Here is a 15,624-nt window from a genome sequence, read left to right as displayed (position 1 = left end):
CATTACACCAACGCAAACTTCTTTCCCGGCAGGGCCCGCACCACACCCCGAAACTCCAGCCCCAGCAGCAGCGAGGCCACGGCATGAATGGCCAGCTGCGCTTTCCAGGCCAAATCATCCATCTGCGCCTCGCGGCCGGGCGCGGCGGCCAGCACGGTTATCAGGGCAAATTCCTCGGCCGTAAAATCGTCGGCCGAGTAGGAGGGAGCCGGCTTGAACTTGCCCGACTGGTGCAGGGCCGCGTCCCAGTTCAGGAGCTGCTCCAGGTCTAGCGGCTCTTGGTAGAGCGCCGCCTTATTGGCTTTGATAAGGGCGTTGCAGCCCTCGGAGGCCGCCGAGCCCAGGTTGCCGGGCACGGCCAGCACGTCGCGGTCGTAGCTCAGGGCCAGCTCGGCGGTGATGAGGGCGCCGCCTTTTATTGCCGCTTCCACCACCACCGTGCCGTCGCTCAGCCCGGCGATGATGCGGTTGCGGGCCGGGAAGTTGTAGCGGTCGGGGGGCGTGCCGAAGGGAAATTCGGTGAGCAGGCCGCCCTGCTCGCGCATTTTTTCGGCCGTTTTCTGGTGGGTAAGGGGGTAGATGCGGTCCAGGCCGGTGGCCATTACGCCCACCGTTTCGAGGCCTTCCTGCAGGGCGGCGCGGTGCGCAATGATGTCGATGCCGTAGGCCAGGCCACTCACCACCAGCGGGCGGTGCGGCAGCAGCCCGCGCACGATGCGCTCGGTTTGCTCGCGGCCGTAGTCGGTGTTTTTGCGGGTGCCCACGAGGGCCACGGTTTTGGGCGCGTTCAGGTCGGCCGTGCCCTGGTAGTAGAGGATGGCGGGCGCGTCCGGAATCTGCTTGAGGCGGCTGGGAAAGCGCTTGCTGGTGTAAAACAATATTTCCACGCCGTCCTTTTCGGCCTTTTTCAAATCGGCTTCTGCTTTGCGAAAGGCGGCCTCGCGGTCCGGCCCCGTGATGGTTTTAACCGTGGCCTCGCCCACGCCCGGAATGCGGCGCAGCTTGCCGGGCGGCAGCATCAGCACGTTTTTGGCCGAGCCGCCGTAGCTCATCAGCTGCCGCGTGAGCTGCGGGCCGATGCCGGGTAGCAGGGTAAGGGCGAGTTCGTGGTAGAGGTCGTTCATGTAGCGTAAGCTTCAGCTTGCGACGAGTGCAGCGAGTTCTGCTGCCGGGAAATTGGTAGAGCTGATTTGAGGTAGCGGCGCGGCGCTGAATTCGCTGCGCTCATCACAAGCTAAAGCTTATGCTACTACTCTGCGGTGTCCGCATCTGCCTTCCCCGCCGCTTCTACCTCCTTCTTCAGGCTCACCAGAAACGCCCGCACTTTCTCCAGGCTCTGCACCACGTCAATCTTTTCCTTCAGCTGCGGGCCCTTCTGCTTCAGCATGTCGCGCGCGCCGGGGATGGTGTAGCCGCGCTCCTTCACCAGGTGGTAGATGGTGCGGAACACCTCGATGTCCTGTGGCGTGTAGAGGCGGTTGCCTTTCTTGCTGCGGCGGGGGCGCAGCTCCTCAAACTCGGTTTCCCAGAAGCGCACCAGCGACTCGGCCACCTTGAACTGGGCGGCTACTTCGCCGATGGTGAAGTACTGTTTCTCAATGTTGCGCTCTTTATAGGGCATGGGACTACCTTTGCAAATACTCCGAAAAGTAGCCTAAAATTCGCAGCTATGCGCGGTGGCCGGCTTATTTGGCGGACATAATCCAACGGTTTCCCTTCATTCGCCAACTCCGGGCTGGCGCTTCCTATGTCACTTCCCACCGCTTCCGCTGTCCGTCAGCAATTCCTCGATTTCTTCGCCTCCAAAGGCCACCACATCGTGCCCTCGGCCCCGATTGTGGTGAAGGACGACCCCACGCTGCTGTTCATCAACTCGGGCATGGCCCCGTTCAAGGACTACTTTTTGGGCAACAAGCCGGCGCCCTACAAGCGCATTGCCGATACCCAGAAGTGCCTGCGCGTGAGCGGCAAGCACAACGATTTGGAGGAGGTCGGCTACGACACCTACCACCACACCATGTTTGAGATGCTGGGCAACTGGTCGTTCGGCGACTACTTCAAAACCGACGCCATTGCCTGGGCCTGGGAGCTGCTGACCGAGGTGTACAAGCTCGACAAAGACCGCCTCTACGTTACTTATTTCGAAGGTGATGAGAAGGATGGCACCGCCGCCGATACCGAAACTCAGAACCTCTGGCGCAAATACACCACCGACGACCGGATTCTGCCCGGCAACAAGAAGGACAACTTCTGGGAGATGGGCGACACCGGCCCCTGCGGCCCCTGCACCGAAATCCACATCGACCTGCGCTCGGAGGAGGAGCGCGCCGCCACCCCCGGCCGCGAGCTCGTGAACGCCGACCACCCGCAGGTGGTGGAAATCTGGAACAACGTGTTCATGGAATTCCAGCGCCTGGCCGACAAGTCCCTCATCAAGCTGCCCGAGCAGAGCGTGGACACCGGCATGGGCTTCGAGCGCCTGATGATGGCCGTGTCGGGCGTGAAGTCGAACTACGACACCGACGTATTTCAGCCCCTCATCCAGTTCATTGCCAGCGAAGTTGGCCTGGCGTACCACGGCACCGCCCCCGCTACGGTGAACGACCAGCCGGCCACCGAAAACGAGAAAACGGACATCGCCATCCGCGTGATTGCCGACCACATCCGCACCATCGCCTTCACCATTGCCGACGGCCAGCTGCCCTCGAACGTGAAGGCCGGCTACGTCATTCGCCGCATTCTGCGCCGGGCCGTGCGCTACGCCTTCTCGTCGCTGAACCAGAAGCAGCCCTTCCTCTACAAGCTGGTGCCGGTGCTGGCCGACCAGATGGCCGGCATCTTCCCCGAGCTGAAGGCCCAGGTGCCCTTCGTGCAGCGCGTGATTGAGGAGGAGGAAATCGCCTTCCTGAAAACCCTCGAAACCGGCCTGCGCCGCCTCGATGCCCTGGAAGAAAGCACCCGCCAAAACGGCGGCGTCATCGACGGCAAAACCGCGTTTGAGCTGTCCGACACCTTCGGCTTCCCGCTCGACCTCACGGCCCTCATCGCCCGCGAAAAGGGCCTGAGTGTGGACGAAGAAGGCTTCAAGAAGGAGCTGGAGCAGCAGAAGAACCGCAGCCGCAACGCCCAGGAAACCGAGCAGAGCGACTGGGTGACGGTGACCGAGCACGAAATCCCGAACGTGTTTGTGGGCTACGACCAGGACGAGGCCACGGCCCGCCTGCTGCGCTACCGCAAAATCGACAAGAAGGGCAAAACCGAGTACCAGCTGGTGTTCGACCAAACGCCCTTCTACGCCGAAAGCGGCGGCCAGATTGGCGACACCGGCTACCTGGAGTCGCCGCTGAGCAAGGTGCGCGTAATTGATACCAAGAAGGAAAACGACCTCATCATCCACACCACGCTGGACTTGCCGCAGGATTTGGAAGCTGCGTTCCTGGCCCGGCCCGATGCCGCCCGCCGCGCCCTCATCCGCAACAACCACACGGCCACTCACCTGCTGCAGGCCGCCCTGCGCGAAATCCTGGGCAGCCACGTGCAGCAGAAAGGCTCGCTGGTGAACGACAAGCTGCTGCGCTTTGACTTCTCGCACTTCACCAAGGTGAGCGACGAGCAGCTGCGCGAGATTGAGCGCATGGTGAACGAGAAAATCCGCCAGCAGATTCCGCTCGACGAGCGCCGCAACGTGCCCATTGCCGAGGCCAAAAACCTGGGCGCCATGGCCCTGTTTGGCGAAAAGTACGGCGACTTCGTGCGCGTCATCACCTTCGACAAGGGGTACTCGGTGGAGCTCTGCGGCGGCCTGCACGTGCAGAACACCGGCAGCATCGGCTATTTCAAAATCACGAGCGAAAGCGCCGTGGGCGCGGGCGTGCGCCGCATTGAGGCCGTGACGGCCGGCGCGGCCGAAGCCTACGTGGACCAGCAGCTCGACCTGCTGGCCCAGGTGCGCGAAACCCTTGGCAATCCCCAGCATCTCATCACCAGCCTGGAGAAGCAGAACGAGGAAATTGCCGGCCTGCGCAAGCAAATCGAGCAGTTTGCCCAGCAAAGCATCAACCAACAGAAAGACCAGCTCGTGGGTCAGGTGCGCGACCTGAACGGCGTGCGCTTCCTGGCCGCGCAAGTGCAGGCCAGTTCGGCGGAATCGCTGAAAACGCTGGCCTTCAACCTGCGCCAGGCCGTGCCCAACCTGGTGGCCATCCTCGGCGCCGAAATCGACGGCAAGCCACAGCTGGCCGTAATGCTCGACGACGAAATCGCCAAAGCCGGCAAGCTCAACGCCAGCACGCTGGTGCGCGAGCTGGCCAGGGAAATCCAGGGCGGCGGCGGCGGGCAGCCGTTCTTCGCCACCGCCGGCGGCAAGAATGCGGCCGGGCTGGGTGCCGCCATTGCCAAGGCCGAGGCCGCCGTGGCGGCGGCGCTGTAACAGCTAATTCGTTTCTGAATACCCCGCGCGGCGGCTTCTTTTAACAGGGGCCGCCGCGTTTATTTATTCTGGTCCTGTAATGGCTCGTAACGATGGCGCAGGGTGCGGGACTGGCCCTTTGGGCCTGACTAATGATGCCGGGCAACGGCGGCCGGGGGCCAGCCCCGCATCCGACCGCACGACGAGGACTGAGCCATCGGGTGTAACGCGGCACCCTGGCGAGCGATACAATCTTTGCACCAGCCGCCCCACTTGGCCGGGGCGGAGCAATTTTATCCGATATTTCGGCTCACTTTCACCGTTTTTCTGCTCGTACCCATGTCCACCTTTGCGCTTTTGCTGCTTGGCCTCATTGTTCTCACGCTGTTTCTGTGCTACGTCATTGTGCCGCAGGGCACGGTGGCCGTTATCACCATTTTCGGCAAGTACCGGCGCATTATGCTGCCGGGGCTGAATTTCAAGCTGCCGTTTATCGAGACGGTGTACAAGCGCATCTCCATTCAGAACCGCTCGCTGGAGCTGAACTTTCAGGCCATTACCGTGGACCAGGCCAACGTTAACTTCAAGGCCATGCTGGTGTACGCCGCCTTCGACCAGAGCGAGGAGGCCATTAAAAACGTGGCCTTCAAGTTCGTGGACGAGATGAGCCTGATGCAGGCGCTGGTGCGAACGGTGGAAGGCAGCATCCGGGCCTTTGTGGCCACGCAGCGGCAGGCGGCCGTGCTCAGCCTGCGGGGCGAAATCGTGCTGCACGTGAAGGACCAGCTCGATGCCACGCTCGAAAGCTGGGGCTACCACCTCATTGATTTGCAGCTCAACGACATTGCCTTCGATGAGGAAATCATGCGTTCGATGGCCAAGGTGGTGGCCAGCAACAACCTGAAAGCCGCCGCCGAAAACGAAGGCCAGGCCCTGCTCATCACCAAAACCAAAGCGGCCGAAGCCGAAGGCAACGCCATCAAGATTGCGGCCGAAGCCGAGAAGATTGCGGCCCAGCTGCGGGGCCAGGGCGTGGCCCTGTTCCGCGAAGAAGTAACCAAGGGCCTGGCCCACGCCGTGGAGGAAATGAGCAAAAACAACCTCGACCCGTCGATGGTGTACTTCTCGATGTGGACCGAGGCCATCAAGCACTTCGCCGAGCAGGGCAAGGGCAACGTCATTTTCCTCGACGGCTCCAACGAGGGCATGAACAAAAGCATGGAGCAGCTGATGGCCATGCAGCAGCTGCCGCGCCCGGGGAAATAAGCGTCTGGCGGGCCGGCATTCAACCGTTGTGCCCGGCCTTGCGTACCTTGGGGAGTGAAAAGCCGCCGGAAGTTCCGGCCGGTTTTTTACTCCTTTTTTTCGGTGAAAGCACGGCTACTTTATCTGGGATTCTTGCTGACGGGGCCATTGGCCGGCCGGGCCCAGGCGCCCCGTGCGGCCACGCCGGAGCCCATTGTCGCCTATTTCACCCCCGATTACCAAATCACGACGGCCGCCGACTCGTTGGCCATGTGCGCCGAAACCACGTTTCGCGACAGCCTGGGCGGCATCACGCGGGTGTATTATCCCTCGGGCCACCTCAAGCAGTACATCCCGTATGCCCATGTGGGCCGGGGCATCCGCTACGGCACCCTCACCACCTGGTACGAAGACGGCCAGCTGTGCACCAAGGAAGACTACGTGCGCGGCGTGCGCCACGGCGACCTGCTGACCTACTACCCCGACGGCACCCTGAAACGCCGCGAGCACTACGAAAACGGCCGCTGCGGCGTGGGCACCTGCTACGACGCCAGCGGCCACCCGGTGCCGTATTTCGTGTACGAGCAGCTGCCGCTGTACCCCGGCGGGGCCGAGCAGCTGGTGCGGGAGCTCACCAAAGCCGTGCGCCTGAACTCGCAGGAAGTGGAGGCCATGCGCCGCGAAAGCCGCCGGATGCTGAACATGGCCCAGTATGGTGCGCAGCGTGAGGTGGATGTGGAGCTGACCGTGGCCCCCGATGGCCGCGTGGCCAACGCCCGGGTGGTGCATTCCACGGCCGGCTTCCTCAACAACGCGGCGCTGCGGGCCGTGGCCAAGCTCAAGCGCCAGTTCATACCCGGCCGGCGCGACGGGCAGGTGCTGATGAGCTACCTCACCGTGCCGCTCTACTACACCCTGGAAGCGTCTTACAACCAGCCCTATAACGGGGGCGGCTACAACCGGGGCTACCGCATGGGGCGGCGCTAGCACCGCCCGCTCCAATACCGTAAAAAGCATCCTAGCCCATTGCTGGTTACCTTTAAGGCCGGAATTAGCCCGTAGTACCCCGCTTTACATAAGATGGACGAAGCCACCCTTGCCAAATACCAGCCCGTCATCGGCCTGGAAGTACACGCTCAGCTGCTCACGCACAGCAAAATGTACTCATCCGATGAAAACGAGTACGGCGTTGCCCCCAACACCAACCTGTCGGTTATCACCCTCGGCCACCCCGGCACCTTGCCCAAAGTGAACGGCACGGCCGTGGAGTATGCCATGAAAATGGGCCTGGCCACCAACTGCCAGATTCGGCGCGACAACCTGTTTGCCCGCAAAAACTACTTTTACCCCGACCTGCCCAAGGGCTACCAGATTACCCAGGACAAAACCCCGATTTGCCACGACGGCCACCTTGAGGTGCGCGTGGGCGGCGAAACCAAGCGCATCGGCATCACCCGCATTCACATGGAGGAAGACGCGGGCAAGAGCATGCACCTGGCCGGCGAAACCGAAACCCTCGTGGACCTGAACCGCGCCGGCGTGCCGCTGATTGAGATTGTGAGTGAGCCCGACATCCGGACCGGCGACGAAGCCTACGCCTACCTCACCGAAATCAAGAAGCTGGTGGAGTACCTCGGCATCTGCGACGGCAACATGGAGGAAGGCTCGCTGCGCTGCGACGCCAACATCTCGGTGATGCTGAAAGGCGCCACCAAGTTTGGGATGAAGGTGGAAGTGAAGAACATGAACTCCTTCCGCAACGTGCAGCGCGCCATTGCCTACGAGGTGGAGCGCCAAATCAGCATCCTCGAAGCCGGCGGCGAAGTGGACAGCGAAACCCGCGGCTTCGATGCCACCAGCGGCACCACCAACGGCCAGCGCAGCAAGGAAACCCTCAACGACTACCGCTACTTCCCCGAGCCCGACCTGCCGCCGCTGGTGATTTCGGACGAGTGGCTGCACCGCGTGGCCGCCGAGCTGCCGGCCCTGCCGCAGCAGCTCTACGCCCGCTTCACGGGCGAGCTGGGGCTGAGCGACTACGATGCCTCGGTGCTGATAGACCAAAAGGACGTGGCCCTGTACTTTGATGAGCTGGCGCGCCTCACGCCCAACGCCAAAGCCGCCGCCAACTGGGTGATGGGTCCGGTGAAGAGCTACCTCAACGAGCGCGCCCTCACCATGGCCGACTTCCCGCTCGACGTGGCCCAGCTGGCTGGCATCATTGAGCTGATTGACGCGGGCAAAATCAACTACTCGGTGGCCAGCAAGCAGCTGTTTCCGCACCTGCTCGACCACCCCACGGCCAACGCCACCGGCGCGGCCGAAAGCCTGGGCCTGCTCACCCAGGCCGACAACGGCGAGCTGGCCACCCTGGTGCAGCAGGTGGTGGACGCCAACCCCGCGAAAGTGGCCGAGTACCGCGCCGGCAAAAAGTCGCTCACCGGCATGTTCATGGGCGAGCTCATGAAGCTGACCGGCGGCAAGGCCGACCCCAAGCTGGCCAACCAGCTGCTGCGCGCCGCGCTGGAAGGCTAGGCCACTGGTGGATGCGTGGGTTGCCGGATTGGCGGGCTGGTGAATAAAATTCGTCGCTTCACTAATCCGATAACCCACCATTCGGAACAATAACTTTTCCGCCTTGCGTTGGCTATTTTTACGCACAAGCTCATGCCCCATCCTATGATAAAATCTGTTTTCCTGGCGGCCACCGTGTTGGGCCTGGCCAATGCCTGTCAGAATGCCGTGGCCGCTGATGGCTACGAGGTATCGGGCCAGCTCAAAAACGCGCCGGCTGGCACGGTGCTGCACCTTTCGGAGCTGAACACCAACCAGTTTGTAGAGAAGGCGCAGGTGAAAACCGATGCCGCCGGCAATTTCACGCTGAAGGGCGCGGCCCTCGCGCCCGGCATTTTCCAGCTGAAAGTGGACGATGCCAACCAGGTGCTGCTGCTGCTCGACAACAAAACCCGCGTGCAAATCAGCGGCGATGCCAAGAGCCTGCCCGCCACCTACAGCGTGAAAGGCAGCAAGGACACCGAAATGCTGCGCCAGCTCACCAAGGTGATGGAGGGCAGCAAGGGCCAGCTCGAAAGCCTTGGCCAGCGCTACAACGCGGCCGGCCAGGCTGGCAAGGCCGACGAGATGAAAGCCATTGAGAAGGAGTATTTTGCCATTCAGAAGGGCAACACGAGCAAGGTGAAAAGCCTCATCCGGCACAACGCCACGGCGGTGGCCAGCGGCTTTGCCGTGGGCGCGTTCATCAACCCCGAGGAAGAGTTTGCCTTTGCCGATTCGGTGGCCACCATTCAGCGCAAAGCCAACCCCAACTCGCCCTTCACCAAAGAGCTGACGGCTCGCCTGGAGCCCATGCGCGCCACGGCCCCCGGCACCGAGGCCCCCGAAATCAACCTGCCCACGCCCGAGGGCAAAACCCTGGCCCTGAGCAGCCTGCGCGGCAAGTATGTGCTGATTGACTTCTGGGCCAGCTGGTGCGGCCCCTGCCGCCAGGAAAACCCCAACGTGGTGAAAGCCTACAACCAGTTCAAAGACAAGGGCAAAGGCTTCACCATCTACTCCGTGTCGCTGGACCAGGACAAGGCCAAGTGGGAGAAAGCCATTGCCTCCGACAACCTCACCTGGCACCACGTATCGGACCTGGCCGGCTGGAACAGCGTGGCCGGTGCCGCTTACGGCGTAAAATCCATCCCAGCCTCCTTCCTGCTCGACCCGCAGGGCAAGATTATCGCCAAAAACCTGCGCGGCGAAGCCCTGGCCGCCAAGCTGGCCGAGGTCCTGAAGTAGGGTTCGGCGGTTAGCGAATACTAAAAAAGCTCGGCGGTCTGCCGGGCTTTTTTAGTGTGGCCTAGTTCAGAAACATGCGCTGCAAGCCGGGCCAGAGGCGTTTTTTCAGGCTCACGTCGTACTCCACCAGGTCCACAGTGGCGGAGGCGAGGTAAGCGAAGCCCAGGGTGGGAAACTGCACCGGCTCGTAAATCTGGGTATTGCGGATGGTGGCATCGAGCAGGTTTTTGCCGAAGGCGATGATGTGCGTGGCGGCCAGGTGGCGGCGCAGGCTGGCCAGCGCCACCGGCAGCTCCGACTCCACGTTCACCAGCACCACGTCGGCCATTACGTAGCCGAGCGCCTGGAGCATCTTGTTCAGGAACACGTTACGGTGCAGCTTCTGGAATTGCTCCGTCGGCAGCCGGAACAGCATGACGATGCCCTGCGCATTGTCGCCCATCGTCGAAAATGGCGTGAGCGTCGCCGGGGGCACGTCGGCGGGGCCGGGGGGCAGGGTGCTGGCGGGCATGGCCGCTGCCGGAGCGGCCGCATGGGCCAGCCGGTCGGTCAGCTTGACCTGCGTGGCCGTGGGAATGGATTTCGGCAATCCGGAGCGCGGAGGTGCCTCATCGGGACGGGCCAGCCGGTCGGCCAGGCTATTGGGCTTTGCCGCGTTTTGCGGCGGCGGAGCGGCCGCCGCGGTACTGCCTGACGAGGCCCCGGCAGCCGGTACGGCACCGTTGGTTGGCGCGCTGGGCTCGGCCGGCATGTAGAGAGTCACGTCGGTGTAGAAATTTTGCAGGAAGGCGAGCTTTTCAGCAGACATAGCAAGTGAGAATTGGCCGGTGGAAACACTAAAATAAGCCCGGAGCTGGCCACTTGCTACAGCGCAAACAAAGCCTTGAGCTCCTGCGCCTCGGCGGGCTGCATACGGCCGGCCAGCACCAGCCGCAGCTGGCGGCGGCGCAGCGCGCCTTCGTAGAGGCTGATTTCTTCCTCGGTGTGGGGCACGGCTTCGGGCACGTCGATGGGCCGGCCCGACTGGTCCACGGCCACGAAGGTGAAAAAAGCCTCGTTGGTTTTGAGCTTCGTGCCACTGGGAATGTCCTCGGCCCACACGTCGATGTGCACTTCCATGCTGGAGCTGAAGGCCCGCGTGACCTGGGCTTGCAGCGTCACCACGTTGCCCAGCCGGATGCTGTCGCGAAACGACACGTTGTCGACCGAAGCCGTGACCACAATGCGGTTGGAGTGCTTCTGAGCCGAGATGGCGGCGGCAATGTCCATCAGGTGCATCATGCGGCCGCCCATCAGGTTGTTCAGCGTGTTGGTATCGTTGGGCAGCACCAGCTCGGTCATGATGACGAAGGAATCGGCGACGGGTTTTTGCTTGCGCATGGCGAAAATAGTGCGGGTTATCAGCCTCCGGTTGCCTGCGTGGGTTCCGGCCCTCAGCGCCAGCCCACCGCACACACCCAGAAGCCGGGTTTGGGCAAAGGTACGCCGCCCGTGCCGGGCCCTAACCACAAAAAAGCCCCATCCGGTGGCGGATGGGGCTTTGGGTATCGAAGCTGTGCCTGACTTACTCGACGTTAAGCTTGGAGGAGAAGGTTTGGCCGTCGAGGGCGATTCGCAGGAGGTAGACGCCAGGCTTGAGGGCCTGGCCGGCGGCGGCGGGCAGGGCGATGGCCAGCGGGCCGGCGGGGTAGGCCTTGGCGGGCAGGGCGAGCACGGGGCGGCCGAGCACGTCGCAGAGGCTGAGCTGGACCAGGGTGGCGGCGGGCAGGGTCAGGTGCACGGCGGTTTCGCGGGTGAGCGGGTTGGGGAAGACGCTGATGCCGCGCTGGGCCAGGGCCTGGGCCTGGGTGGGCAGGGCGCCGCTGATGCGCAGGTTGTCGAAGAAGAAGGTGTTGCCCTGGGCGGAGCCGTTGACCATCTGGAAGCGGACCTTGAAGAGGCCGCTGCGCTGGAACTGGGCGGGGATGGCCACGGTCAGGTCCTGCCAGCTGGCGGGGGCGATGGGCACGTAGCCGTCGTTGGGGGTCAGGCCCTGGGTGGTGAGGTCGGTGACGGTCAGGGTGGTGGGCGAGGACCAGGTCACGCCGCAGTCGGCGCTGAAGGCGATGCGCAGCTGGGCGTTGTCGCTGCCGGAGCGCAGGGCGTAGGCGCGGGCGAAGCGCAGGGCGGCGGTGCCGGGGACGGCGGCCAGGTTGATGTTGGGGGTGACGAGGGTGGTGATGCCGCCGGCGGGGATGGTGCGGTTTGGCACCTGCAGGTAGGCCGCGCCGTCGGCGGCGGGCAGGGCGGTGAGGCGCTGCCAGCGGTAGGCGGCGGCCACGCCGGCGCTGGTGGTGCCGGAGACGTCGTAGTTGCGCAGGGTGGGGGCGGCGAAGAGGGCGGGGAAGGCGGGGTCTTCGAAGGACTGCTGGAGCGGGGCGTTTTCGCCCCCGGTCGGACCATCCACCTTGATGAGGTTGGTCTGAGTGCTGGAGCTGCTACCAACGGAGTTGCTCACGGTTTCGGTAACGGAGTAGAAGCCGGCGGTGGGGTAAGACACCGACACGGTCTGGCCGGTGGCCGTGGCGGGGGTGCCGCCGGGGAAGGACCAGGAGTAGGTGAGCGTGCCGCCCGAGGCGGTGAAGTTGGCGGAGTAGTCGCGCAGGGTCACGGGCGAGTTGATGCACACGCTGGCGCTGGTGCCGGGGGCCACGGCGAAGGCGGCCACCGGCGCGCAGTCCGGCGCCACGTACCCGTCGTTGGTGCCCGTGGCTACCAGGTTGGCCTGCGAGGTGAGCACGCTGCGGTTGCTGGCAAGCACGGCCCGCATAAACGCCCGCTGGCCCTGGGTGAACATCGTGGAGCAATACGAATAGTCCATGTAGTTCTGCACGTTGGCAATCGGGCCACAGGTTGCCTGTGCCAGGTTACAGGTGAGGGAGCCGTCCGTCGGAGGCGTATCGGCCACGTTGTCGGTGCCGCTGCAATCACCCGTACCGGCATTGTTGGTGCTGCCCCAGGGGTGGCTCAGGCCGAAGTAATGGCCAATTTCGTGCGTGGCGGCAAAGCTTTTATAGGCGTTGCTGGTGCCCTGCGTACCGAAGTAGTCGTGAAGAACGGTGAAGCCGTCGCGGGGATTGGTCGGGGTGTTGGGCGGGCTAACGTAGCCAGCGGCGCCGCCCCCCATGGTTCTTACCACCCAGACGTTGAGGTAGCGCGACTGGTCCCACACGCCTACCTGCTGCACGGCACCGGTGCGGTCGTCATCGCACACGCCCGGCAGATAGTGCCGGGTAATGCCGGTGGTGCAGTTGCCGTTGGGGTCTTTCTTGGCCAACCGGAACCGAAACCCGACCGACGCCGCGATGGGGCGGAAGAGGGGGATGGTGTTAGCCGTGTCGGCGTTGAGCTTCTGGTAAGTAATGTTCAGCTGGTCGATGGCGCTGTTAATCTGCCGGTCCGAGATGTTCTCGACCCCGCCGGCATGAATGATGTGCACCACAATGGGAATGGTCACATCGGTCACGTAGGAGGCGCCGCGCAGCTGGCTCTGGGCCAGTACCTCCAGCTGCTGGTTCAGGGCTTTCTGGGCCTCGCGGGCCCCCGGGTGTGACGCATAGTAGCGCTCCTGCTCATCGTAAACGCCACACCAGTTTCGGCTGACGGTTTGGGCATGAGCCCCGGTGCCGGTCAGCGCCGTCGCGGCGGTCAGCACCAAGGGAAGTAATTTTTTCAGCATAAGAGCAATAAGAAAAGGAGAATAAAGCCCAATCACACACCGGGCAGCTGTTTAGCTCTTGCGAATCTACAATAAAAAAGCCCCACCCTGTGCAGAGTGGAGCTTTTTTGACGAATCAAGCGCGCGAAATATTACTCGACGTTGAGCTTGGAGGAGAAAGTTTGGCCGTCGAGGGCGATTCGCAGGAGGTAGACGCCGGGCTTGAGGGCTTGGCCGGCGGCGGCGGGCAGGGCGATGGCCTGCGGGCCGGCGGGGTAGGCCTTGGCGGGCAGGGCGAGCACGGGGCGGCCGAGCACGTCGCAGAGGCTGAGCTGGACCAGGGTGGCGGCGGGCAGGGTCAGGTGCACGGCGGTTTCGCGGGTGAGCGGGTTGGGGAAGACGCTGATGCCGCGCTGGGCCAGGGCCTGGGCCTGGGTGGGCAGGGCGCCGCTGATGCGCAGGTTGTCGAAGAAGAAGGTGTTGCCCTGGGCGGAGCCGTTGACCATCTGGAAGCGGACCTTGAAGAGGCCGCTGCGCTGGAACTGGGCGGGGATGGCCACGGTCAGGTCCTGCCAGCTGGCGGGGGCGATGGGCACGTAGCCGTCGTTGGGGGTCAGGCCCTGGGTGGTGAGGTCGGTGACGGTCAGGGTGGTGGGCGAGGACCAGGTCACGCCGCAGTCGGCGCTGAAGGCGATGCGCAGCTGGGCGTTGTCGCTGCCGGAGCGCAGGGCGTAGGCGCGGGCGAAGCGCAGGGCGGCGGTGCCGGGGACGGCGGCCAGGTTGATGTTGGGGGTGACGAGGGTGGTGATGCCGCCGGCGGGGATGGTGCGGTTTGGCACCTGCAGGTAGGCCGTGCCGTCGGCGGCGGGCAGGGCGGTGAGGCGCTGCCAGCGGTAGGCGGCGGCCACGCCGGCGCTGGTGGTGCCGGAGACGTCGTAGTTGCGCAGGGTGGGGGCGGCGAAGAGGGCGGGGAAGGCGGGGTCTTCGAAGGACTGCTGGAGCGGGGCGTTCTCGCCCCCGGTCGGGCCCTCCACCTTAATGAGGTTGGTCTGAGTGCTGGAGCTGCTACCAACGGAGTTGGTCACAGTTTCGGTGACGGAGTAGAAGCCGGCAGTGGGGTAAGACACCGACACGGTCTGGCCGGTGGCCGTGGCGGGGGTGCCGCCGGGGAAGGACCAGGAGTAGGTGAGCGTGCCGCCCGAGGCGGTGAAGTTGGCGGAGTAGTCGCGCAGGGTCACGGGCGAGTTGATGCACACGCTGGCGCTGGTGCCGGGGGCCACGGCAAAGGCGGCCACCGGCGCGCAGTCCGGCGCCACGTACCCGTCGTTGGTGCCCGTGGCCAGCAGGTTGGCCGCGGTCGTGAGGCTGGTCCGCACGCTGGACGTAGCCAGCACGTTGCGCATCAGCTGCTTCTGGCCTTCCGTGAACATGGTGGGGCAGGAGGCATAGTCCATGATGTTCTGCACGTTGGCCAGCTCACCGCAGGGCGAGTACGCCAGGTTGCAGTTGAAAGTGCCGTCGGTGGGCGGCGTGTCGGTCACGAAGTCGGTGCCGGAGCAGTCGCCGGTACCGGGGTTGTTGGTCTGGCCCCAGGGGTGGCTCAGGCCAAAGTAGTGGCCGATTTCGTGGGTGGCGGTGCGGCTCTGGGCACGGGTCGGGGTGCTGGTGCCCTGGTTGCCGAACCAGTCATGACGCGCCACGAAGCCGTCGCGCGCGGCGGTCGAGTTCTGCGGCAGGTTGGAGTAGCCCAGCACAATGCCACCGCCCGCAGTCGGCGTGCCAATGCTGCTCACAATCCAGATGTTGAGGTAGCGCAGCCGGTCCCAGATGACGGCCGCCTGCACGGCGCCGCTCTGGTCGTCGTTGATGAGGTTGGGCAGGTAGTGGCGGGTGATGCCGGTGGTGCAGTTGCCGTTGGGGTCTTTCTTGGCCAGCCGGAACCGGAAGCCCACGGCCGCCGCCCGCGCCCGGAAATACGGCAGGGTGTTGGCCGTGTCCGGGTTCAGCTTCTGGTAGTCGATGTTCAGCTGGTCGATGGCGCTGTTAATCTGCCGGTCCGAGATGTTGTCAACTCCCCCCGCGTGAATGATGTGCACCACCACCGGAATGGTCACATCGGTCACGTAGGCAGCGCCGCGCTGCTGGTTTTGCGCCATGGCCTCCAGCTGCTGGTAATAGGCCCGCTGGGCTTCGCGAGCGCCGGGGTGGGCGGCAAAGTATCGCTCCTGCTCATCGGTTGCACCGCACCAGTTGCGGCCGCGTTGGTCGGCCGCGCTTTGGGCACTGGCTCCGAAGCCGGTCAGGGCCAGGGCAGCGGTCAGCACCGTGGGTATCAGTTTTTTCAACATGAGAAAATAAAATGGAAAAAATGTGGGAGTGGCAAAAGGGGAGGTAAAACAATTCAGGTCCAGAACACCTGAATGGGGGCAGTCAAATTTACCAGATAAAAGCCGGAACGTCGCTGAGCGTGTTG

The 15,624-nt window shown here is 63.8% G+C and carries 11 protein-coding genes; 5 read left to right on the top strand and 6 right to left on the bottom strand.

Translation table 11 applies throughout. The features are described 5' to 3' along the window. Positions 1-2 precede the first annotated feature (2 nt). Both dprA and ACYVHT_RS15385 read right to left on the bottom strand, forming a co-directional pair. Positions 3-1,124, bottom strand: coding sequence for a DNA-processing protein DprA (gene dprA / locus ACYVHT_RS15390; protein ID WP_460553578.1), 1,122 nt, complete (start codon positions 1,122-1,124; stop codon positions 3-5). A gap of 125 nt (positions 1,125-1,249) precedes the next feature. Then, a complete protein-coding gene (locus ACYVHT_RS15385; RefSeq protein WP_460553575.1) occupies positions 1,250-1,621 on the bottom strand; it encodes a MerR family transcriptional regulator in 372 nt (123 codons plus the stop codon). A 126-nt stretch (positions 1,622-1,747) separates the two neighbouring features. Here ACYVHT_RS15385 and alaS point away from each other — a divergent pair, with 126 nt between their 5' ends. From alaS to ACYVHT_RS15360, 5 genes are all read left to right on the top strand, one after another. Next, positions 1,748-4,429, top strand: a complete 2,682-nt coding sequence (gene alaS, locus ACYVHT_RS15380) for an alanine--tRNA ligase (RefSeq protein WP_460553572.1) — start codon at positions 1,748-1,750, stop codon at positions 4,427-4,429. Between the two features lie 318 nt (positions 4,430-4,747). Then, positions 4,748-5,674 (top strand): SPFH domain-containing protein, encoded by a 927-nt coding sequence (locus tag ACYVHT_RS15375; protein WP_460553569.1) that lies wholly within the window; start codon positions 4,748-4,750, stop codon positions 5,672-5,674. A gap of 102 nt (positions 5,675-5,776) precedes the next feature. Beyond that, positions 5,777-6,640, top strand: a complete 864-nt coding sequence (locus tag ACYVHT_RS15370; RefSeq protein ID WP_460553566.1) for a TonB family protein — start codon at positions 5,777-5,779, stop codon at positions 6,638-6,640. A gap of 93 nt (positions 6,641-6,733) precedes the next feature. Next, the gene (gene gatB, locus ACYVHT_RS15365) at positions 6,734-8,188 is read left to right on the top strand and encodes an Asp-tRNA(Asn)/Glu-tRNA(Gln) amidotransferase subunit GatB (protein ID WP_460553564.1); all 1,455 of its coding nucleotides are present in this window, start codon (positions 6,734-6,736) and stop codon (positions 8,186-8,188) included. Positions 8,189-8,332: 144 nt separating this feature from the next. Further along, entirely contained in the window at positions 8,333-9,454 is a 1,122-nt protein-coding gene (locus tag ACYVHT_RS15360) for a redoxin domain-containing protein (RefSeq protein ID WP_460553561.1), read from the top strand. A gap of 61 nt (positions 9,455-9,515) precedes the next feature. Here ACYVHT_RS15360 and ACYVHT_RS15355 read toward each other — a convergent pair whose 3' ends face one another. The 4 genes from ACYVHT_RS15355 to ACYVHT_RS15340 all read right to left on the bottom strand — a co-directional run bounded on the left by ACYVHT_RS15355 (position 9,516) and on the right by ACYVHT_RS15340 (position 15,499). After that, positions 9,516-10,262 (bottom strand): hypothetical protein, encoded by a 747-nt coding sequence (locus tag ACYVHT_RS15355; protein WP_460553558.1) that lies wholly within the window; start codon positions 10,260-10,262, stop codon positions 9,516-9,518. 56 nt (positions 10,263-10,318) lie between these two features. Continuing rightward, the gene (locus ACYVHT_RS15350; RefSeq protein ID WP_208176850.1) at positions 10,319-10,834 is read right to left on the bottom strand and encodes an acyl-CoA thioesterase; all 516 of its coding nucleotides are present in this window, start codon (positions 10,832-10,834) and stop codon (positions 10,319-10,321) included. A gap of 184 nt (positions 10,835-11,018) precedes the next feature. After that, positions 11,019-13,172, bottom strand: a complete 2,154-nt coding sequence (locus tag ACYVHT_RS15345) for a M43 family zinc metalloprotease (RefSeq protein WP_460553554.1) — start codon at positions 13,170-13,172, stop codon at positions 11,019-11,021. Positions 13,173-13,303: 131 nt separating this feature from the next. Further along, entirely contained in the window at positions 13,304-15,499 is a 2,196-nt protein-coding gene (locus tag ACYVHT_RS15340) for a M43 family zinc metalloprotease (RefSeq protein WP_460553551.1), read from the bottom strand. Positions 15,500-15,624 lie beyond the last annotated feature (125 nt).

Source organism: Hymenobacter daeguensis, from assembly GCF_054780555.1.
The sequence above is the reverse complement of the archived record's forward strand: the minus strand, read 5'-3'. Positions and strand labels throughout refer to the sequence as shown.